Source organism: Selenomonadales bacterium (assembly GCA_018335585.1).
In the GTDB taxonomy this organism is placed as follows: Bacteria; Bacillota; UBA994; order UBA994; family UBA994; genus UBA994.
On sequence record JAGXRZ010000054.1, the window covers coordinates 25,626 to 46,033 of the forward strand.

24 protein-coding genes are annotated in these 20,408 nt (G+C 54.4%); 11 read left to right on the top strand and 13 right to left on the bottom strand.

Annotated features, from left to right (window positions below; all coding sequences use genetic code 11):
- The first annotated feature begins 139 nt into the window (after window positions 1-139).
- The 5 genes from KGZ66_10830 to KGZ66_10850 all read left to right on the top strand — a co-directional run bounded on the left by KGZ66_10830 (window position 140) and on the right by KGZ66_10850 (window position 3,165).
- Window positions 140-829: a hypothetical protein gene (locus KGZ66_10830; protein MBS3986079.1), complete on the top strand. Its 690-nt coding sequence runs from the start codon at window positions 140-142 to the stop codon at window positions 827-829.
- A gap of 34 nt (window positions 830-863) precedes the next feature.
- The gene (locus KGZ66_10835) at window positions 864-1,238 is read left to right on the top strand and encodes a hypothetical protein (GenBank protein ID MBS3986080.1); all 375 of its coding nucleotides are present in this window, start codon (window positions 864-866) and stop codon (window positions 1,236-1,238) included.
- 278 nt (window positions 1,239-1,516) lie between these two features.
- The gene (locus tag KGZ66_10840) at window positions 1,517-1,948 is read left to right on the top strand and encodes a hypothetical protein (protein MBS3986081.1); all 432 of its coding nucleotides are present in this window, start codon (window positions 1,517-1,519) and stop codon (window positions 1,946-1,948) included.
- A 24-nt stretch (window positions 1,949-1,972) separates the two neighbouring features.
- Window positions 1,973-2,362, top strand: coding sequence for a hypothetical protein (locus tag KGZ66_10845; protein MBS3986082.1), 390 nt, complete (start codon window positions 1,973-1,975; stop codon window positions 2,360-2,362).
- Window positions 2,363-2,529: 167 nt separating this feature from the next.
- Window positions 2,530-3,165 (top strand): class I SAM-dependent methyltransferase, encoded by a 636-nt coding sequence (locus KGZ66_10850; GenBank protein ID MBS3986083.1) that lies wholly within the window; start codon window positions 2,530-2,532, stop codon window positions 3,163-3,165.
- Here the strand turns inward: KGZ66_10850 and KGZ66_10855 are convergent.
- The 8 genes from KGZ66_10855 to KGZ66_10890 all read right to left on the bottom strand — a co-directional run bounded on the left by KGZ66_10855 (window position 3,162) and on the right by KGZ66_10890 (window position 10,514).
- Window positions 3,162-4,256 (bottom strand): AI-2E family transporter, encoded by a 1,095-nt coding sequence (locus tag KGZ66_10855; protein MBS3986084.1) that lies wholly within the window; start codon window positions 4,254-4,256, stop codon window positions 3,162-3,164. The two genes, KGZ66_10850 and KGZ66_10855, sit on opposite strands and share 4 nt — an antisense overlap.
- Window positions 4,257-4,505: 249 nt before the next feature.
- Window positions 4,506-4,907, bottom strand: a complete 402-nt coding sequence (locus KGZ66_10860; protein MBS3986085.1) for a putative toxin-antitoxin system toxin component, PIN family — start codon at window positions 4,905-4,907, stop codon at window positions 4,506-4,508.
- Complete coding sequence (locus KGZ66_10865; GenBank protein MBS3986086.1) at window positions 4,904-5,182, bottom strand: AbrB/MazE/SpoVT family DNA-binding domain-containing protein; 279 nt, start codon at window positions 5,180-5,182, stop codon at window positions 4,904-4,906. The genes KGZ66_10860 and KGZ66_10865 overlap by 4 nt, the downstream gene beginning before the upstream one ends.
- Window positions 5,183-5,505: 323 nt before the next feature.
- Window positions 5,506-6,408 (bottom strand): RluA family pseudouridine synthase, encoded by a 903-nt coding sequence (locus tag KGZ66_10870; GenBank protein ID MBS3986087.1) that lies wholly within the window; start codon window positions 6,406-6,408, stop codon window positions 5,506-5,508.
- A 4-nt stretch (window positions 6,409-6,412) separates the two neighbouring features.
- Window positions 6,413-8,077: a hypothetical protein gene (locus tag KGZ66_10875; protein MBS3986088.1), complete on the bottom strand. Its 1,665-nt coding sequence runs from the start codon at window positions 8,075-8,077 to the stop codon at window positions 6,413-6,415.
- Window positions 8,074-8,799, bottom strand: coding sequence for an ABC transporter ATP-binding protein (locus tag KGZ66_10880; protein ID MBS3986089.1), 726 nt, complete (start codon window positions 8,797-8,799; stop codon window positions 8,074-8,076). Before KGZ66_10880 ends, KGZ66_10875 begins: the two co-directional genes overlap by 4 nt.
- A 28-nt stretch (window positions 8,800-8,827) precedes the next feature.
- Window positions 8,828-9,625 (bottom strand): ABC transporter permease subunit, encoded by a 798-nt coding sequence (locus KGZ66_10885; protein MBS3986090.1) that lies wholly within the window; start codon window positions 9,623-9,625, stop codon window positions 8,828-8,830.
- Window position 9,626: 1 nt separating this feature from the next.
- Window positions 9,627-10,514: an ABC transporter ATP-binding protein gene (locus KGZ66_10890; protein MBS3986091.1), complete on the bottom strand. Its 888-nt coding sequence runs from the start codon at window positions 10,512-10,514 to the stop codon at window positions 9,627-9,629.
- A 105-nt stretch (window positions 10,515-10,619) separates the two neighbouring features.
- On the opposite strand from KGZ66_10890, the gene KGZ66_10895 reads away from it, so the two are divergent.
- Window positions 10,620-11,105, top strand: coding sequence for a GNAT family N-acetyltransferase (locus tag KGZ66_10895; protein ID MBS3986092.1), 486 nt, complete (start codon window positions 10,620-10,622; stop codon window positions 11,103-11,105).
- Window positions 11,106-11,137: 32 nt separating this feature from the next.
- Here the strand turns inward: KGZ66_10895 and KGZ66_10900 are convergent, their stop codons facing one another.
- Together KGZ66_10900 and KGZ66_10905 are read right to left on the bottom strand one after the other, a co-directional pair.
- Window positions 11,138-11,308 (bottom strand): PTS ascorbate transporter subunit IIC, encoded by a 171-nt coding sequence (locus KGZ66_10900; GenBank protein MBS3986093.1) that lies wholly within the window; start codon window positions 11,306-11,308, stop codon window positions 11,138-11,140.
- Window positions 11,309-11,324: 16 nt separating this feature from the next.
- Complete coding sequence (locus KGZ66_10905; GenBank protein MBS3986094.1) at window positions 11,325-12,338, bottom strand: SPFH domain-containing protein; 1,014 nt, start codon at window positions 12,336-12,338, stop codon at window positions 11,325-11,327.
- A 222-nt stretch (window positions 12,339-12,560) separates the two neighbouring features.
- Here KGZ66_10905 and KGZ66_10910 point away from each other — a divergent pair, with 222 nt between their 5' ends.
- Window positions 12,561-14,306, top strand: coding sequence for an alkaline phosphatase (locus KGZ66_10910; protein ID MBS3986095.1), 1,746 nt, complete (start codon window positions 12,561-12,563; stop codon window positions 14,304-14,306).
- Window positions 14,307-14,403: 97 nt separating this feature from the next.
- Here the strand turns inward: KGZ66_10910 and KGZ66_10915 are convergent, their stop codons facing one another.
- Complete coding sequence (locus KGZ66_10915; GenBank protein MBS3986096.1) at window positions 14,404-15,630, bottom strand: tyrosine--tRNA ligase; 1,227 nt, start codon at window positions 15,628-15,630, stop codon at window positions 14,404-14,406.
- A gap of 95 nt (window positions 15,631-15,725) precedes the next feature.
- Here KGZ66_10915 and KGZ66_10920 point away from each other — a divergent pair, with 95 nt between their 5' ends.
- Window positions 15,726-15,902: a hypothetical protein gene (locus tag KGZ66_10920; GenBank protein ID MBS3986097.1), complete on the top strand. Its 177-nt coding sequence runs from the start codon at window positions 15,726-15,728 to the stop codon at window positions 15,900-15,902.
- An 83-nt stretch (window positions 15,903-15,985) separates the two neighbouring features.
- On the top strand, window positions 15,986-16,609 hold the full coding sequence (locus tag KGZ66_10925) for a hypothetical protein (GenBank protein ID MBS3986098.1): 624 nt from the start codon (window positions 15,986-15,988) through the stop codon (window positions 16,607-16,609).
- Here the strand turns inward: KGZ66_10925 and KGZ66_10930 are convergent.
- The gene (locus tag KGZ66_10930) at window positions 16,585-17,688 is read right to left on the bottom strand and encodes an HD-GYP domain-containing protein (GenBank protein MBS3986099.1); all 1,104 of its coding nucleotides are present in this window, start codon (window positions 17,686-17,688) and stop codon (window positions 16,585-16,587) included. The two genes, KGZ66_10925 and KGZ66_10930, sit on opposite strands and share 25 nt — an antisense overlap.
- 106 nt (window positions 17,689-17,794) lie before the next feature.
- Window positions 17,795-18,013 (bottom strand): hypothetical protein, encoded by a 219-nt coding sequence (locus KGZ66_10935; protein MBS3986100.1) that lies wholly within the window; start codon window positions 18,011-18,013, stop codon window positions 17,795-17,797.
- 157 nt (window positions 18,014-18,170) lie between these two features.
- On the opposite strand from KGZ66_10935, the gene KGZ66_10940 reads away from it, so the two are divergent.
- Both KGZ66_10940 and KGZ66_10945 read left to right on the top strand, forming a co-directional pair.
- A complete protein-coding gene (locus tag KGZ66_10940; GenBank protein MBS3986101.1) occupies window positions 18,171-19,646 on the top strand; it encodes an N-acetylmuramoyl-L-alanine amidase in 1,476 nt (491 codons plus the stop codon).
- A 328-nt stretch (window positions 19,647-19,974) separates the two neighbouring features.
- Window positions 19,975-20,370 carry a DMT family transporter gene (locus tag KGZ66_10945; protein MBS3986102.1) on the top strand — a complete coding sequence of 132 codons (396 nt, stop codon included), beginning with the start codon at window positions 19,975-19,977 and terminating at the stop codon, window positions 20,368-20,370.
- Window positions 20,371-20,408: the final 38 nt, after the last annotated feature.

The following is a 20,408-nucleotide window of genomic DNA, read 5'->3' on the forward strand; positions in this document are numbered from 1 at the left end:
AAGGAATTAAGCCCATGGATTAAGTTATTAGCCAGGTTAATTATCAGAACACAACAAAAAATATGTTAAAATGCACTTGACGGTCTGGGGGGGGGGATGTGTAAAATATAGCTAATATTGATAAGGGGGTTGCGAGTGAATGAAAGCGTTTTTGGTTGTCGTCCTGTCGTTAGTGATGGTAGCAAATGCTGTAATGGTTCCTGTTGCCAGCGCTGAGTCAGCCGTAGGTGCGGCCGAGTGCCTTATAGCGTCTCTGATCGAGAACAGTACATACCTGGCTGTTAGGGATTCGCTCAGCCGTCAGGGTACAATGTTGATGGATCCACGTGTTGCACACCGAGGCGAAGTTGACATCGTAGCGTTTAACACTAATAACCCGGATATGCCTACGGTGTTGGTGGTTCTTGATCCCGCCCGTCAAGTACGGGATGTAGTCGCAGTGCAAAGGGGTGGAATGCAATCAGGAAATGAAGTAAGCGTAAGCAGCGCTACCAGCGGAGTAACAGCGGTTAGTCTGCTCACTGGAACTCCCAAGGAGGTCATAACTATGACCCCGGAGTTGGAGGGTGCTCATGCTGGGTTTCTGATTGTCGTCTTTGGGGCAGTATTATGGCAATCCACGCAGTGGATGTTGCTTGCTCACATAGGTATGCATAATTGGCAGGCAGCTGCGGTGCTAACTATTTTATGGGGTACCGCGCACTGGTACATCGACCAATATGGCAACATTTGCCCTAATATAATATGGACATTCCATACCGAACAGATCTTGCTAGAGTATGCCGTTGTGCATGTGTGCCCGCATACTGGACTGATCACTGTGCCATAAGTACGAGGCCGAGTTTTAGGGGGTGACTTCATCAATGGCAATTGGTACGGGGCCCATGGAGTTAGAATTATGGCAGATGTTGCTAATGGCGATAGGTGCTGGGGCTATCCTCCTGTTGGTAGTCATGATCATAAGGGATCTGTTGTGCCGGGGTGCTGGGCAAGACGTAGGCGCTGCCAAGAAATTCGAGATAATGAGAAGGGGGGCAAGGATTGGCACCTCATGTTGGGTGGCAGGCATTGTGATGGCTATAGCTATCGCAAAGGATTTAGTCGAGGCAGCCGTTCCTTGGCATGAGCTATTAATGATCCTTGGTGTTGGCGCGGTGGCATTCACTGTAACTGAGCTGATATGGGCGTTGTGCCGCAAGGCACTTGCGAAGCTAAGGGCACCCATTTCAAAGGCATAAGCATCTCAGGGCCCCACTGGTGGGGCCTTTCTAGTGAGCAGTTTGAGCTCTGAGCGTAGGCGTGGGAGGAAGGTGCAAGGGAATAGGTCAAAGTGGCACCGAGGCTCCCTGCCCAGGTGCGAAGTGCCGGTGAATTTGCGTGTTTGTGCAAATTCATAAAGTGCACAGCGAAGGCCTCCACCGCGCACTGGCCTAACGCAAAAAATAGTAGACATTTCAGTTAATAGCGAATAGAATTGCGGTAGACACGTGGAAATTCAGTGGAAGGAGTGGGCGTCATGCTCTTGCATATCAACATAGGACGCATGGAGGCAGAGCTCGCGTGGCAGGGCTTGTTCTTGCTGATAGGAGCAGCGACTATTGTGGTTATATTCGCTTGGCATGCAAAGGGTCTGGTACGCTTTGCCCGAACTCAGTTGAAGGCCATCCGTGACTGTGGTGGGATGCGGGAGTATATAAGCACTGTTAAGTGGCATGAGAAGCGAGAGGAGACCTGCAAATCACCACCGAGGTCCGGCGTCTCTGTATGGGCGGCTGTTATTGTGACACTCATCGTTATTGAGCGCGACGTGTTCGAGACGGCTGTTCCTTGGCACGAGCTAATAATGGTGCTTGGCGCGAACTCTGTTGCATTCACGGCAACCGAGCTACTCGAGGCGTTATGTCGCAAAGCGTATGCTAAGGTAAGAGCTCCGCATTTACAGGGGTGAGTTTTTCAGGGGGGGACTTCATCAATGGCAATCGGTACGGGGCCCATGGAGTTAGAAATATGGCAGATGTTGCTCATGGCGATAGGTGCTGGGGCTATCCTCTTGTTAGCAGTCGTTATCATAAGGGATCATCTGTTACGTCGGGGCACGGGGCTAGACGCGAGCGATGCCAAGAGATTTGAGACTAGGAGAAAAGGAGCAAGGCTTGGCTCCTCGTTTGGGGTGGCAGTCGTTGTGATGGGTTTAGCTGTAGAGAGGAGTTTAATCGAGGCGGCCGTTCCTTGGCATGAGCTATTAATGATCCTTGGTGTTGGTGCGGTCGTTTTTGCCGCAGCTGAGCTCGTGTGGGCGTTGTCTGGCAAAGCGATTTCTTGTATACGGGCAATGCGACCAAAAGGACCAGCCACAAACTGAGCTATCGGATAAAGCGCTACTAGAAAGCCTTACCATAGTGAGCGGACTTTCGGGGGCGTTGTGTAGCAGAGCGATTTCTCGGCTACGCGAACTGTGTCATAGGAGGTCAAATACTAACTGACCGAGAGGAGCAACGACCATCGTGGCCATATTCAAGGAGTCTTGGCGTGAATAAAGCTAGTAGGGTTGGTCTTTTCGACGATTGGGCGGATACATATGATGCTTCGGTGCAAGAGGTTGATTTCCCATTTGATGGTTATGAGCTAGTGCTAGATGAGGTTGCTCGGCTAGCTGCCGTTCAGCCAGGCATGCGCATCTTGGAGTTGGGCATAGGCACAGGCAACTTAACCAAGCGGCTGGTGAACTCGGGATGTGAAATTTGGGGCGTGGACTTTTCCGCAGAAATGCTTGCTCTAGCACAAGTCAATCTACCTCAAGTTATTCCAGTTCAGGCTGATGTTCTGGGAGATTGGCCTAGTGAGTTGAATAGGCGCTATGACAGGATTGTATCAGCATATGTGTTCCACGAGTTTGATACGCCCGCCAAGATAGCCTTACTGGAGCGGCTAAGGGAACAATATCTCACTCCAGACGGATACATAGTCATTGGTGATATTTCGTTCGCGACGGTAGAGGATCATAGCCTGGCGCATCGGCTGTGTGATCATGAATGGGATGAAGATGAGTATTACTGGGTAGCCGAGGAAGCAACAGAAGCCTGTCTTCAGACAGGATTAACTGCTGAATATAGGCAAGTGTCCCAATTTGGCGGGGTCTATGTAATTGGTGCACTAGGGGCCTAGCTCGGCTTCACCGGCTCGCGGAACAGACGCACGAGCATGTAGGAGTGACTTAGAACTACGCGCAGCACAGCGTAAGCGGGGATGGCGAGCAAAATGCCGAGCACCCCGGCGAGCTTTCCGGCCGCGAGGATTACCAGGATGATGATAACGGGGTGGCTCGCGAACCGCCTGCCCATAATGCGCGGCGAAATGAGCAGCCCTTCTAGTTGTTGCACGACGATCATCACCAGTAGGGCTCGCCAGGCCATGCCGGGTGAGTGAATGATGCCTACAACCAGCGCCGGCAAGGTGCCTATAATGGGACCGACAAAAGGCACGACGTTAGTGACGGTAGTTATAATGGAGAGGATAAGCGGATAATCCAGCCCAATAAGCATGTAGCCGATAAGCGCCAGCACCCCTACACTTAGACTCACTAAGGCCTGGCCTTGGATGTAGGTGCTGAGCGCTTTATCCATGCCGTAAAGCACGGATTTTGCCTCGTTGCGGTGACGGCGCGGCAGCCAGCTCACCAGCGCATCGGGTAGGCGGTGACCGTCGAGGAGCATATAAAACAAGAGAAAAGGGATAAGCAAGAGTGTAGTGACAACGCTGGTGGTAAGTTCAATGAGCGGCGTAATCTGCCTGCCGATGGAAAGGAGCGCGTCGTTGACTACAGCAGTCACTTCTTCGACTAAGTCTTCTAGCGTGACCTCGCCATAAGCAAACAGGCGGGCAATCCACTCGTGCTCCTCAAGGGCCAGGAGGCGCACGCGCAGCGATTCAGCCAGCAGCGGCGCGTTGCCGATGAGACTGGCCAGCTGTTCGCGTAGTAGCGGAATAAGTGAGGTGGCTAATAAACCGAGCAGGGTGGCGACTAGGACATAGACGAAGAGAATGGCCACGGTGCGCGAGAGCTTGCGCGAGGTCAGCCAGTCCACCACGGGACAAAACCAGTAGTAGAGCAACCCGGCTAAGATAATAGGCCAAAAAAGAGCTCTTGCTACCAGCACGAGCGGCGTAAAGATAAAGGAAATTTCGCTCCCCACCAAGATAATGAGAAATACCAGCAGTATCCACACGGCAGCGCGGAAGGCGCGTGACCCAAACACAAGCATCACTCCTCCATATGTGAAGATGACCAAGGCAAGCCTTGGTCAAAAAACTAGTACACCTTTTTTTCCTTCTTGGGCTTATCTTGCTTGGGCTTCTTGGTTTCTTTCTTGACGACCTTTTCCTTACCCACGAAACGGCCCTCCTTTCTATTGTCAGCGGGAGTTAGGTATAGTATACCACGACGTGTGTCGCTTGTCGCTTGTGGCTTGGGGGGACGGGGGTACCGTTACTGCCCTGACAAGACGTTATCCGTTTTCGGTGGACACCATTGTCAAGTATTGTGCGGCAGTCATGACGCACGGACGCTCCATACTCAGCTCCAAAAAATGCCTATCTCCGCTAATGATGATGTCGACCTCCCCAACTATAGCCGCATCTAAAATCGGCTGGTCTTTAGGATGCCTTATCAGCTTTTGTGGGTTTTCTGGAGCAGGCACCAATTCATAGGAAAGCTCAGCCAGGAAGACGTCTACATCTGCCAATATGTGTGGCGCTTTACGCGCTAGGACTGTGCGGAGCTCAGAGATATTGCGGTCGCATAGCACTAGCTCGTGATAACGTGCAGCGTGAAGCAAGGCAGTGGCCGGCTTCGAGTGGGGCCACAGCAATGCTGAAACAAGAATATTTGTGTCAGTAAGAACTTTCATTGACGAGGAGTATTCCCATAGCGGACCTCGTTGATAAGGTTCTGTACGTCATTTTCATCTTCTACGCCCATTGACTCTGCCACACCTTCAAAGGCCTTTTGGGCACGCAAAATCGCCGTGGCCGAAGCATTGTTGATGACGATTTCGCCGTTTTCGCGCTGAATAAAGAGCACTTTGTCCCCTTCCTTCAACATGAGTTTACGGCGTATTTCGATAGGCACAGTAATCTGCCCGTTTGCGGACACCTTCGCGAGATTCACCAATGTCCCCTCCATGATTTCTTGAGTGCTACGCAGCTCTCCTCTTTCCTGTCAGCGGGAGTTAGGTATAGTATACCACGACGTGGGTCGCTTGTCGTGTGTCGCTTGTGGCTTGGGGAGAGGGCTACCGGCCGCCAGGCGCCAGCCGCCGGCTGTGAGCGGTGAGCGTTGAGGGGCAAACATGAATCGTGAATCGTGAATCGTGAAACGAAGAGTCGCTTTCCGTCTTCCGCCGTCCGCTTTGGGCTGTAAGCCGTAAGCCGTAAGCATAGCAGGGGTGCCTTCCACGAAGTGCAAAGTGCAAAGTGCGAAGTGCAAAGTGCGAAACACACTCCCACTCACACTCGGGCAGCCCCCAACTTCTCCAGCAGTTCGACCACGTCCCTAGGCAGCGGCGCCGTCAAGCTCATGCGCTGACGCGTTATGGGGTGAGTGAACGCGATTTCGCTGGCGTGCAAGGCTTGACGAGCGATCAAAGGCGACGGTTCGCCGTAGACATCGTCGCCGATCAAGGGGTGACCGATGTGGGCGAAATGCACGCGAATCTGATGTGTGCGACCTGTGACTAGTTGCGCTCTAACCAGACTAGCACCCGACAAGACCTCTAGCCTTTGCCAGAGGGTAAGCGCAGCGCGACCCTCCGCGGCGACCACGCGTGCGCGGCTGCCGTTACCGACACGCGCAATGGGCGCGTCAATTCTCCCGGCAGACGAGGCGAGCTCACCTTTGACGACCGCAAGGTAATGCTTCTCCCACTCGCCGCTCTGCTGCTGATTCGTCAGCACAGCCTGCACATGCGGGTTCTTGGCAATGACTACGAGCCCTGATGTATCCCTGTCTAAGCGGTGGACGGGGCGAAAGACCTGTGGCAGTCCCTGCACCTGCCAGTGAAAGGCCAGCGCATGGGCCAGTGTACCCGTCATGTACCCTTTGGTTGGGTGCACTACCAGCCCGGGCGGTTTGTTGACGACCGTCAGGTAGTCGTCTTCGAAGGCTATATCTAATGGTATGTCCTCGGCGTCAACGGTAGGCGTTTTTTCTTCGCGCAACGTGACCGTCAAAACGTCGCCGACTCGAGCCAAGGCCTTGAGGTAAGCGGGCTCATCGTTTAGCAGCACTTCGCCGCTGCGCTTAAGCCGGATTAGCACTTGCCGCGACATGGCGAGCTCACTTCTCAGTATGCTGCCGATGCTTGCGCCGCCCTGCGTCACGCGGTGAACGTAGGTATGTGTGGCCGTCATGCGGCTACGCGGTCACTTCTAGCCGGTCGTAGTACTCGGCCGCTTTACGCAAGGTGAAGCTGACGCTAGCAGTTGCCGCGACGAGGTGGAGCACCAACAGCGCAGGTACAAACAGCGTGCCCAAAGGCTCGTGTAGCCAAAGGTAGAGATAGTAGCTTACAACCCCAAGGGGTACGCAAGCGAGAAGCGCGGTAAGCGCGTTTAAGTTGTTCTTTACGGCGTGCTGCGGGGTAGTCCACTTAAGGAAGGGTCGCCAGATGTCAAAGGCGAGGCCTAACGCTTGCGGCGCAATGCTCGCCACAAACCCGAGCGCGACCGCGACCAAGAGGGTCGAGACGCTAGGCGAGAACAGCACCGCAAAAAAGACTGCAAGCAATATACCCGTTAACGCCGTGCATAACAGTGCAAAGATTAGCTTTGCTTTTACTTGGGTAACCGGCATAACCGGGATAGATTTAGAGATCCACAAGTACTTGCCCTCGCGAGAGACGGCAGTGCAAGCGACCGTGTTCATAGACGACATGGCGGTCACAAAGGCTGCTATGGCAAGCATCAGGATAGTTTCGCCTTGCGGGTTCTCCGCCAGGAGCGCTGTCAACTGGCGTAATCCTCCGTTTCCGGTAAGGGCGGGGAACAACGACATGAGGGGTACTATCACTACCGCCAAGAAGCCGTTTAGCACCCAGATAGGCATGCGCATAAACAACCTGATTTCGCGTAAGACTAGCGCGGTTAAGGAAGGGGTGCGCACTACCTGCGCGAGCGATTTGCCGTCAAGTCTGGTTCGCTGCCGTAATCTCTCTTCTCCTCCTACTAGGCCGCGGTAGAACACCCTTTGCCCCACCAGCAAGAAGGCGCCCACAGACGCAAGCGAAGCAAAGGTGAGATACATTAGATTCGCCAAGCCAATAGGGTTTCCCGCCCCGGCAATGGCGCGCGTCGCCCACACGCTAGGCGGAAATCTGCTCCCAAGAGCCGCCACCAAGTCGATGCGGCCCTCTAGTACAGCGCCGATGTCGAGACTACCCATGGCCATGGACTGAATAAAGTATTGTAGTGCCAGCATCCCCACAACCAAAACTAAGCTCGCCACTACCACCAGTATGTCGCGGTGGCGGCGGCCGACGCCACGCATAAGGGTGAGTGTGGCAATCCCGGCGAGCGATAGAGGAATGGCCGGCAGCAAGACAAACACCAGCAGTGCGGACAGTATGCCAAGGACGCCCAGCGGCACATGCCGATTGTAGGCGATAAGCACCGGTAGCAAGATGACGATAGGCAGCAAGTACTCCGTAATCGAAGCCACGACAAACTTCGCCGCGAGAATTGTCCATTCCCTAAGGGGCAGAGGCACTAGCACCGAGAGGTCTGTCGAGAAGTAAAACAGCGAGATTAAGCTGGCCAGACCAAAGCCAAGCATCAAGAGCTGTGTGGCGAGTATAGCCAAAAGCAGGACGAGGTCGGAGAAGGCCAGAGGCAGTACGGCAAGTAGCGAACGCGCGGCGAAAAAGAGCATGCTGCCGAAGCTTCCCCCGCCGACAATTACCGCGAGTCCAAATACAAGCGGCTCCCACTGTCGTTCCCGCTTCTCGAAGTAAGTTTCCTGCATGACGGAGATGTGAAAGTGGTTAAGCAGTGTTACTTTAAGTAGACGCCAAAAGCTCTTCATTTTTCGGTCAGCCCCAAGAAGATGCTCTCCAGGCTAGACTGCGCAGTGGCGGAGCGGCGCAAGTCTTCCATCGTACCGCAGGCGATGAGGCTCCCTTGTCGGAGGATCCCCACACGGTGGCACAGCCGCTCTGCGACGTCAAGAATGTGGGTAGAGAAGAACACGGTCTTCCCCTGGCTGCAGTGCTCATTCATCAGTTCCTTAAACAGGTGGGCAGAGCGCGGGTCAAGCCCGACCATGGGTTCATCTAGAATAAGCAGGGGAGGTTCATGAATCAGGGCAGCTGTTAAGGCAAGCTTTTGCTTCATGCCGTGCGAGAAAGAGCCGATAAGGTCGCTCATGGCGTCGTGAATCTCAAACATTCGCGCGAGCTTAAGCAGGCGCCGTTGTCTTACCGAAGTCTCCACACCGTAGACATCGGCGACAAAGTTAATGTACTCGATAGCCCGCAGCTTTTCGTAGAGGTCGGGGTTATCGGGGACATAGCCGATGCTAGCTTTAGCCGCAAGCGGTTCGCGCCGTGTGTCGTGGCTGTTAACTACAATTTGTCCTGCGTCCTGTCTAAGGAGCCCAACCACCATCTTAATGGTGGTAGTTTTGCCTGCCCCGTTAGGCCCGAGAAACCCAAAGATTTCACCCGGCCTCACTTCTAGGTCTAGTTTGTCGACTGCTTTTACACCAACGCCGCTATAAGACTTGGACACGCCTGTAATTGTCAGCACAAAACTGCCTCCCCTTCTCCCTGCCTGCCTACAAAGGCAGCCTTTTCCTGCAAAATACAGCCGTTCCGGCAGCAAACAACGCGGCAACAAGGCCGATATAGATAACATTAGTGACTAACACCGGTTCTCCTGCTGCAACTTTTAAAGGATCGTAAAAGCCGAAGATTGAAGCTCTAGCCAAGAATCCTAGGCCAGGGGCAGATTCGCTTAGCATTTTCATTAACAGGAAGGTAATCGGAACGCCTGAGCCAAAGGCGAGTGCCAGCCGCGACTCATTAAAGACACACGAGAAGAAGAACGAAATCATCAACACGACGGTGTTGACGAGCATAGTAGTGACGTTAAGCCTGAGGAACCCTGCTATGTCAAGTTCGCCCGGGAAAAGCGCCTGTGCGCTGAGCATGCCGACCACAAAGACGGCGGTAAACAGAATGAGCATGGACGAGACGGCGTACACGCCTTGCGTAATAATGAGCTTGCGACGCGAATGTGGGGTAGATAACAGGAAGGCAAAGGACCCACTGTCCACCATTGCGGCTACCAAGCGATTGCCGAGGATTATGCTGTAAACAAGTGGGAAGCCAATCATCAGCATGCCGTAGAGCCAGCTAGCGAGGTATCCCGTCAGATCTAGCGGTATGGCGTCAAAGCCCATGGCGGCACTCAATGCTTCTGGGAATGCTTCGATCATAAGCATTAGCCCCTCCATATTGGCAGGGTCGTACATCGCCAACATGGAACTCATGTACATGACCAAAACGCCGAAGAAGATAAGGAGCAGCACCCAGTTTTGCTTTAGCGTCTTCTGGAACAGGGCGGGTATCATGCTACTTCGCCTCCTTGCCATAGTACTCGATAAAGATATCTTCAAGCGACTGGTGTTTTTCGCTAAAACCGAGCACAGTGAACTGGGACGCAGTCTTTAGGAAATTATCTATGCGCCCGCCGGCGACAAAGACAGTGAGCGTGCCGTCGGATTCCCTCCGCAAGCCGTATCCCTCGCGGCCAAGCCTTTCCGAGAGCGCAGCGTTGTCGCTCGTAGCAAGAGAAAACACCCGCCGCTGCGTGCTGCGCAGCTGCTCCACGCTAGCTTGTCTAATGATTCTCCCGTTTTTAATAATAAGTACGCTGTCGCAGGTCTTCTCAACCTCCTCAAAGTTATGGCTAGACATAAGTATGGTCTTGCCTCTAGCTTTTTCGCTAAGTACGAGCTCGACAAAGCGGTTTTGCATCAGCGGGTCGAGGCCGCTAGTGGGTTCGTCCAGAATAAGCACCTCTGGGTCATGCATAAAGGCAGCTACTATCGCGAGCTTTTGCTTAGTACCCTTAGAGAATTTGCGGATTCTGCCCTTTGGCGAAAGCTCGAACATGTCTAGCAACTTGGCTTGTAGCCCCAAGTCTCTGCTTCCGCGCATATCGTTCATAAAGGAAAGGAACTCGTCGCCATCCATCCCCACAGGAAAAGCGATTTCGCCCGGGATATAGCCGAGTTTCTTTTGTATGGCGGGAGCACTTCGCTGGCAGTCAAGGCCTAAGATGGAGCAACTGCCGCTGTTTGGCCGCATAAAACCGAGCAGCGCGCGGATAGTAGTGGTTTTGCCGGCTCCGTTCGGCCCTAGGTAACCGGTAACTACTCCCTTGGGCACGGCGAAACTAAGGTCAAATACCCCCTTGCCGCTAGGGTAGGTGAGAGTCATCCCCGAAACAGCGATCATTAGCAGACCTCCTCATTTCCTGTTGGGTTAGTGATAACAGCAGGGATTTTGCCCTTGGTCGTGAATACTGTACGCATAAAGGAACTAGGGTAGGGGGAGCAGGCCGTGATTAGACTAGCCGAGATGTCGGATATTCCTAGCATTCAAATGGTGGCGCGGGTGGCGTGGGAACACACCTACCGCGAGATTATGCGCCCCAAAACGCGCAGCATGTTCCTTGATGAATTCTATAACTACGAAGCGCTAAGCAAGGCCTTGGTCGTACGGCCGGGCGGGGTATGGGTTGCCGCAGAGGACGAGCTGGTGTTAGGCTTTGTGCAGGTAGTGCCCATGCTAGACGGCACGGGATTAGAGATAGCCAGGCTTTATGTATTGCCCAACTACCAGAGACAGGGGTTAGGCAAGCTCCTGCTGTCGGCGGCGCTAAGCAGTTACCCAAACACGAAGTGGTGGGCGCTCGTCGAACGCGACGATGATAAAGCGGTGCAGTTTTACCGCCAGCAAGGGTTTCGCAAACAGCGCGACCTTACCTTAAACCTCTTTGGCGAGGAGCTAGGCTTTGTCGAATATAGTTTGAGCTGTGAGCTGTGATTTGTGATTTGTGATTTGTGATTTGTACGGGCCTAGCCTTTCGGGCGGCCCTCTTTTCTTTTGCGTACACACTCGTGTAGCAGGTACTCGATTTGGCCGTTAATAGAGCGAAAGTCATCTTCCGCCCAAGCTGCTAGCTCTTTCCACAGCGCGGGCGACAGACGGAGCAGCAGCTGTTTCTTACCGGCTTCCTTCTCACTCATGGCATCTGTGCCGCTCCTAGTAAAGAGATCCGCTGTTAACTACGGGCTGCACATCCCGATTGCCACACAGAACTACCAACAGATTGCTGACCATGGCAGCCTTGCGCTCTTCATCGAGCCTAATCATGTCGTTTTCATTGAGTTTGGCTAGGGCCATCTCCACAATGTCTACCGCGCCTTGCACAATAAGTTGGCGGGCGTCGATAAGGGCTGCGGCTTGCTGCCTTTGCAGCATGGCGGCGGCAACTTCCGGCGCGTAGGAGAGATGCGTAATGCGAGTTTCAAGCACCTCGAGACCGGCTACTTCAACCTTGTCTTGTAGTTCTAGGCGCAGCTTTTCCGCCACCTCTTGGCTGCTGCCGCGCAGCGACATCTCGCTGTCTTCATTCGGTAGGTCGTAAGGGTAGTTGCGCACGATATTGCGCAGTGCCGCGTCACACTGAATGGAAAGATATTCTTGGTAGTTCTCTACATTAAAGACGGCCTTAGCGGTGTTAACGACTTTCCAAACCACCATTACACCAATGATAATGGGGTTGCCTAGCTTGTCATTTATCTTCTGCTTGTCGTTGTTTAGCGTAATCGCTTTAAGCGAGATGGCTCTGTTCTGAAAAGGTGAGACTACGCCCTTTTCCATTTTGCCCGCTACGACTCCGGTGGTAAGTGCAACCCCTGCCGTAGGATTGACGGCCGAGACGAAGGGATTTACGAAATAGAATCCTTCGTGCTTGAGCGTGCCGTGGTACTTGCCAAAGAGGGTCAAGACCAAGGCTTCATTGGGGCGAACGATTTTCAAGCCGATGAAGATAATTGGTCCCTTGACGAGCAAGTAAAACAAACCCATTACCAGGAAGACGATAGCCGGGGTGCGGTTTATGCCGGCTTCGAACCAGATTGCCGCATACACCACCATTGTCACGGCGACGAGCATAAAGGCGATGTTGAGTATAAGTACAGGCATGCCGGGCAAGGACGACGGCAAGACTTCCGTTTGGGGAGCCAGGCGGACTAGCTCCTTAGGCTTAGACATGGTACGAACCTCCTCTGCGATCTCGATATCATAGTGATATCACCACAATACTACTACCATTGTGCCCCAGTGTCAACGCTTAGTTCGTGACTTAGCGCAGTTTAACGTTTCTCTAATGGTGGCTTAATGCAGAAGCAATATCGATTATGCACGATAATTTGGGCGTGTGATATAATCGCTATGGCAAGTCCCTACCAAAATTATAGTAATGGAGGAACGATAGTGAAAGCCAACAAGACTGTCAGTCGCATCTTAATTGCCGTTGTGGGCCTTATTCTGCTCGCGACAACTCCACTCCTGGCCTCTCCCCCCGCGCCACAGACTATTAGCATGTCGTTAGATGGACGCAATTTTGCCCTTGCGACACCACTCGTCAGGCTGGGCGACTCGGTTATGGTGCCCTTCCGCCTAGTCAGTGAAGCACTTGGGTTTAGCCTGCAATGGATTGACAGCACCAATACAGCAGTGGCCGAGCGCGCCGGTCAAAGCATTAGGGTACGGCTCGACGACGCGACTGCCTTCGTTAACGGACGGGCATTAGCGCTCGATGCGGCACCGCAAATTGTGGGCGGTCGCCTTGCCGTGCCTCTGCAGCTCTTTGGGGCCCAGCTTGGCGTGCGTGTAAGCTACAACAGCGAGACGAGGCATGTGGCGATTTTCACCGACAATGGCCCGCGCAACGTCATCTTTATTCATCCCGACGGCACGTCACCTACGTTCTTTGCCGCGGCGAGAATGCTCCATTATGGCCCCGACGGCGAAACCCACTGGGATAGGCTGCCGGCTACTGCCGTGTACAAGGGACATATGCTAGATAACTTAACGGGTACTTCAAACTCAGGTGCGGTAACGCATGCTTACGGCATTAAAGCCTGGGACGGCTCGTTTGGCATGGATCAACAGAACGTGCAACTCACAGCCCGCTCGGGCCAACCCCACACCATCCTCGAAGAAGCAAAGCTAGCTGGCTTCTCCGTGGGCATGATTAATACCGGCACAATCACGGAGCCCGGTTCCGCCGTGTGGGGCGCAAGTGTGCCTAACCGCAACGACCACCTCGGCATCGCGCATCAGTTAATCGTACGTCCCGAGGGCCAGGCCATTGACGTTATCTTTGGCGGCGGCGAAGTGTGGTTCTTACCTAATACCGTTGTAGGACGCCACGGCGTACGCGGTCGCAGGACAGATGGAGTCAACCTGATTGACGAAGCAATTGCGCGCGGCTACCGTGTTATCTACACGCGTCAAGAGCTGCTTAACCTCCCGGCTGACACGACACGCGTACTTGGGTTGTTTGCCGCGCATGACACCTACAATGACAACAACGAAGAGGCCAACCCGCGCTATACATACACAGAAGAGCAGTTGCGCGCCGAGAACCTCCCAGACTTTGACCCGAACGCTCCCACCTTCGCGCAGATGATGGACGTGGCCATAAGGCTGCTTTCCCGCAACCAGACCAAGGGCTTCTACTTGGTAGCCGAAGAAGAAGGCACAGATAACCTAGCTAACTTCTCACTTAACGCGCGCGGCACCATCGAGGCGACGAAGCGAGCAGACGATGGCATCGGCGTAGCGCTAGCTTTTGCCAGAACCCAGCTTAACACGCTCATTATCACGGCTGCTGACAGCGAGGCCAGCGGCTTTAGCATTATGGGTAATCCCCCCGTCGATGCCGCCGGCAACGTATTGGCCACGCAGGTGCTACGTGACCGCGCCGGACAAGTCTATTACACCGAGTTCCTCGATGGACGCGACGGCACCGGCACGCCGCCTTTCCTCTCCGCACCGGATCGCAACGGCCGCCGTTGGCCCTTTGCCGTAACTTGGTCTATGCGTGCCGACCACTCCGGCAGCATTGTAGCGCGCGCGTTTGGCCTGCACTCGGATATGCTTAGCGGCACTATCGATAATACCGATATTTACCGTATTAAGTACCGCGTGTTGTTTAACCGCCTACTACCATAAGGCGGCGGCTGTTGCTACGAGCCGTAAGCCATAAGCGGTAAGCTGTGAGCTGAGAAAAGAGGCCTGTCCTTTGGGACAAGCCTCTTCTTGCTCTTAGCTATTCAATCTTTATATGCGTAAACTGCTTCTTCCCGCGGCGTACAACGATTACACCGTCGCGCAAATCCTCTAGGCCGACGGTTTGGTCTGGCGAGTCGACCCGTACTTCGTTAATGTAGAGGCCGCCCCCTTGGATAAGGCGCTTGACTTCGCCTTTGCTGGACATGATGCCGCTTAGGACCAAGAGGTCGACTACGGCAAGGCTCGGGACGAGAAGGGAGCGAGCGAGTAGCACCGTAGGTATACCTCCGGCGTTTTCACCGCCACTAAACAGTGCCCGCGCGGCTTTCTCAGCTTCTAAGGCAGCAGCCTCACCGTGCACTAGGCGCGTCACCTCGAGAGCTAGCACTTCCTTGGCGACGTTTAGCTCGCGCCCTGTTAGCACTCCTAGTCTGTCGACCTCAGCTAGCGGCAGGAAGGTAAACATAGCGAGTGATTTCTTAACGTCGGCATCGTGGGTGTTGCGCCAGTACTGGTAGAAATCGAAAGGCGTGGTGCGCGCGGGGTCTAGCCATACCGCACCGGCTTCTGTCTTACCCATTTTGCTCCCGCTCGCGGTAGTCACAAGCGGCCACGTAATGCCATAAGCCTCAACTTGCTCTACGCGGCGGATAAGGTCGGCACCCGCTAAGATATTTGACCATTGGTCGTCCCCGCCGATTTGTAGGCGACACCCGTAGTGCCTATAAAGGTGTAGGAAGTCATAGGCCTGCAGCAACATGTAGTTAAACTCAATAAAACTAAGGCCTTTCTCCATTCTGCCCTTATAACACTCAGCTGTAAGCATGCGATTTACGGAAAAATGCACCCCGACATCACGCAGAAACTCTATGTAGTTGCACTCGCGCAGCCAATCGCCGTTGTCGAGGACTATGGCTTCGGAAGTTATTGTACTAAAGAAGCGCTTTACCTGGCTCTGGATGCCGGCGACATTTCCCGCAATTTGCTTTAGGGTCAGCATGTTGCGCATTTCCGTCTTGCCGCTCGGGTCGCCAATCATGGCGGTGCCACCGCCCAACAGCACGATAGGGCGGTGACCGGCGCGAGCTAGGTGTGCTAGCGCCATAAGCGACACTGCGTGCCCGGCGTGCAGGCTGTCAGCCGTCGGGTCAAGCCCCACATAGACAGTCGCCTGCCCGGCAGACAAAAGACTGCGCAGCGGCTCGTCGTGCGTCGCTTGTCTGACAAAACCTCTTTCTCTTAGCACATCTAGCGCGTTGACCACAGTCGTCCACTCCTAGCAAAAGTTTGCCTTATCTTAACACAGCACTTGAGAGACGGCAACCGAAGTGGGGTAAGCTAAAACGGGAGGTGAGCAATATGAGATTGCGGGCAAAAATGAACCACAGGACGACAGGTTTAATTGTGGCCGGACTAGGCGCAACAGTGGCGGGCGCAGCGCTCTTTATGAAGAAAGGCCCCCTGCGGGACGGTGCGGTTGGCTTTGGACTCGCGCATCTAGTTCTTGGAGCCTTAGACGCAGTGGCGCGGGATTAGATTTAGGCCCCTACGGGGGCCTTCTGTTAACCCTTAGAGCCGGGTGTGTTATAATGTCTCCACTAAGTGCGGGGGGACGAGCGATGCAGGAATCAATACTTTTTGTGGTGACGGGCCCGTCAGGGTCAGGTAAGGGGACGATTATGCGGGCAATTGTTAAACGCTACTCTGACATCATAAAAATTGCTACATTTACGACGCGTGCACCGCGGGCCAACGAGGAGCACGGCTTTGACTATAACTTTGTTCCCCAAGCACGTTTCTTAGAGAAAGTTCAGGCCGGAGAGATTGCCGAATGGGAACAAGTCTATCAGGACCATTACTATGGTTCCCCAAGCTTCGATCCAAATGCCGGGCCCGACCGCTTGATGGAGTTAGACTATAAAGGCATGTTTAAGTACAAGAATCTAGCGAAACGCTTAGTTAGCATCTTCGTTGCGCCACCCTCGCTTGACGAGATGGTAGAGCGCATACAAAAGCGCAGCACCGAAGCTAATTTGGCTAATCGCGTAAACAACGCCATAGAGCAGCTGTGTTACGCGCAGCACTACGATTACATAATTATAAACGGCGAGATGGAGGAAGCGTGCGCAGAAGCCGTGGCCATTGTCGGCGCCGAGCGGGCGCGACGCGACCACGGCGCAAGAATAGCCGCGCTAAATGCCTTATGCCTTAACTCGCCTCAGTCAATAAGTGCGCGGCGGTAGAGAGAAAACTCTGCTTCCGACAAGATGCGGCTTACGACTAGCGTAGGATGTTCCGACGTGTTTACTTCCTGCGGCACGCGGTAGGGCTGCCCTTGTTCGTCATAGAGCATTCTGACGCGTGGGTACTTATAGAACCCTTTGGGCGTGTCTACGACAATGCCGACGCGGTTATCCGAAAACTTGACGATGGAACCCGTAGGATAGGCAGCCACGTTTTCGAGAAACTTGGCGATTAGGTCGAGCGAGAAGCTTTGGTTGCCGGAACCAGCGATTAGCTCTAACGCTTCATGCGGTGGGAAGGCGGGGCGGTGTACTCTCGCTGCCGTTACCGCGTCGTAAACGTCGCAGATAGATACTATTTGTGCGTGCAGCTGAATTTGGCTGCCCTTTTTTCCGTATGGGTAGCCTGAACCGTCGTAGCGCTCGTGGTGCTCGTGGGCTACATCTCTGGCTTGCGGCAGGGCTTCCAGTATCTCATAACCTGCCGTGGTATGCGTCTTGACGGCCTCAAACTCCTGTGGGGTGAGCAAGGCAGGTTTGCGCAGAATAGTTTGTGGGACTACACTCATACCGACATCAAGCATTATGGCCCCAATCCCGAGGTGGCTTAACTGCTCTTTGGTCAGCCCGCAGCTAATGCCGGTAATCAGTGCCAGCACACATACATTCACGGAGTGGCCGAAAAGATAATCGTCCTCTAGGCGTATGTCGGTCAGGTTGACCATAAGCTCGCGTTGGCGCAGCAGTTCCTCGACAATGGTGTCCACCGTGCGCGCCACTTCCTTAGAGCGCATTAACACGTAAGAAAGTGGGTTTGGCGTCTCCATTGCAGCTACTAAGTTGCGCACTCTGTGCACGGCGCCGGCGCGCGTCTCGTCGGTGATGACGTCTTCCACGCGAAAACCGTCCATGAGGCTGTCTTCAATGTAGAGAAACGGCACTCCTAGACTCCGAAGTTGCGATATGTAGCGGTGTGTCAACATCACATTGCGCTGCAGCAAAGCTTGTCCGGCGCTGCCGTAAACCGGACGCGCCACGCACATGCCAGGTTTGAGGGAAGTGATAGGTACTCTGCGCATACTTAACCCCTTATCCGTGCTAGTCATGTCTATTTCGACACGCAGTGAGATAATCCTCTATTCAAAATGCAGGGGGGAGGCAGTTGCCTCCCCGTGTGGCCGTGAACTAGAGCATGGTGTTATTCCGCAGCAAACAATGCAGGTTTTCCATCCTGCGCAAGGCCCGCAGCGAGGTGCGTGCGTTGCCGGCTAGTGCGAGCATGAGGGCGGCTGCGTCCATGTTAGGAGAGAGCGTTGCCAAAGCCCGAAAGCCGCGCACTGTGCTCTGCTGATGCAGAATGCCTCTCCGCACTAGAGCGCAGAAGCGTTCTTGACGAGTTGCCATCTCGAATCCCCCCTTTCATTTCACCATACGACGCGTCAGGCGAGAAAGTCACAAATAGGACGAGCTAGGAAAATAGTATATTTTTCAATTGGCTTATATCAGCAGGAAAACCTCCTGACAGCAAGAATATTTCTTGTAGTCAGGAGGCGTTAGTTGTATGCATAAACACATCGCATTTTGGCTAGCTTTCATGGTGTTGACGGTCTTTGTGTCTTCGGCATGGGCAGCCACCCCAAGCGTAGTCAATGTCAACCAGCTAAACCTGCGCAGTGGCCCGGGCCAAGCCTTTAGGGTGCTATCCACCTTGGCGCGGAACACCGAACTGGTAGTAGTTGGTTTGTCGGGTGAGTGGCGGCAGGTAGTTACCGCAACCGGCAATAGCGGATGGGTGTTCGGGCCCCATCTTGCGGAGGACTCGCGGTTCGTAGCCAAAGAGAGAACTGCTGTTGTCAGCGTAGCGAGGCTCAATGTCCGGCAGGGGCCGGGAACGGGTTATCCTGTAATTGCGGTGGCCGAGCGCGGGCAGTCGCTTCAGGTTAGAGGCGACGTAGGTGTGTGGCTCAAAGTACAGTCGCCAAGCTTTCTAGGCTATGTGCATAGCGACTTTGTCACGGAACAAGCCGCTCCGCCAGCTGCGCCGGATGCGGCGAGCGTACCGTTAGCGCGTGTGACCGCAAGCGCACTAAACCTGCGCTCCGGTGCTGGCACAGAGTCTTCGATAATTGCACGCCTCCCCCAGGGAACCCTAGTAGCCGTACTGGCGCCTGGCGCATGGTCACAGGTTATGCTTGAGAACGGCACGATAGGGTTTGTGTCAGAGACCTACATCGCACGGGTCGAGGGTCAAGCGACTGCGCGCGTGGATGCTAACGCCGTGAATCAACGGCGCGGCCCTGGCACAAGTTTTCCGGTCATGACTACTCACCCTGCCGGACAAGTTGTGGCGCTTGGCGGCCGCGAAGGTGATTGGGTGCGCGTGTCGTCTTCAGTCGGTGAGGGGTTCATTTTGGGTAGCCTGCTGTCTTTTGGCTTCTTGAGCCCGGAAGTCCCCACGCGCGAGACACCTGTTAGGCAGGACTTAGTAGGGTTTAGGGTAGCCATTGACGCCGGACACGGCGGTACAGACCCCGGCGCTATCGGTGTCAACGGTCTTAGGGAGAGCGACGTAAACTTAAGAATGGCACTTAAGCTGCGTACCCTGCTACAGGAGGCCGGAGCCGAAGTGTTTATGACGAGAACGGCTGACGTTCGCCCATCGCTTGACGAGCGCATTGCGGTAGCCCACGACAATCGGGCAGATATTTTTGTGAGCATTCACAACAACGCTCATCCACTAACCGAGGTTTCCGGAACGCAGACGTTCTTTGGCATCACTCCGAGTAGCTTCCGGCTTGGACAAGCCGTCCATCGCCGCCTTGTTGCCTTGGGCCTTACCGACAGAGGTGTGCACTCCGCTAACTTCAGGGTTCTGCAGTCGACCATGGTGCCTGCTATCCTCACCGAGACAGCGTTCTTGTCTAACCGGGGAGACGCGGCCTTGCTCGCTGACGAAAACTTTATTAACCGCGCCGTAGAGGCGCACTTCGAAGGGATTCGCGAGTTTCTGCTCGCACGGCGCTCTCCGGGGTCGTAGGCTACCGGCCGCCGGGAGATTGTCGCTTGTGGCTTGTCGCTTGGGGGGGCTGTGAGCCCCTACGGCTCACGGCTCATAACAAGGAGAAGGCTGACTCATTAGTCAGCCTTCTTCGCCTTTGTGGCAGATAGAGATGCTTGCACCTTTTTCTCAAATGGTTTTCCAATCTTAAAGATCTTGCGACACTTTGCGCCCACGACCGTCACCTCCCGCAAGATTATAGCATGCCCTTGGCGTATCGTCACGCCTGCTTGGCGGTACTCTATGCGAGAGGTGGGAAACAGTGACGTGGTTGAGCGCGCTGTTAGCGGCATTGTCGGGAGCGCTTATGGCGGTGCAAGGTTCGATAAACTCGAGCTTGGGCAAGCAGGTGGGGGTGTTGCTGGCTACCCTGATCGTGCATGCGGTCGGCACCGGTTTTGCCTTGTTGCTATATTGCCTGCCCTTCCTGCGCGGACAGCGAGGCGGGAGCCCCGGGAATGTCCCTTGGTATCTTTATGTGGGGGGCGTGCTCGGCGTAGGTATTGTCTATTTGGTGGCGATAAGCATCGCTCGCTTAGGTGTAGCCGTAACCACTACGCTAATTATCGTGGGGCAGGTCGGAACGGCACTCTTGATTGACGAGTTAGGCCTCTTTGGCCTGCAGCGCACGCCGTTCACATGGCTGAAAGGTGCCGGGCTGCTACTTTTGGCCGCCGGAGCGGGACTACTACTCCGTAAGTAGGGACGTGCGTTTCGCACGTCCGCGGACGTGCCACAGGC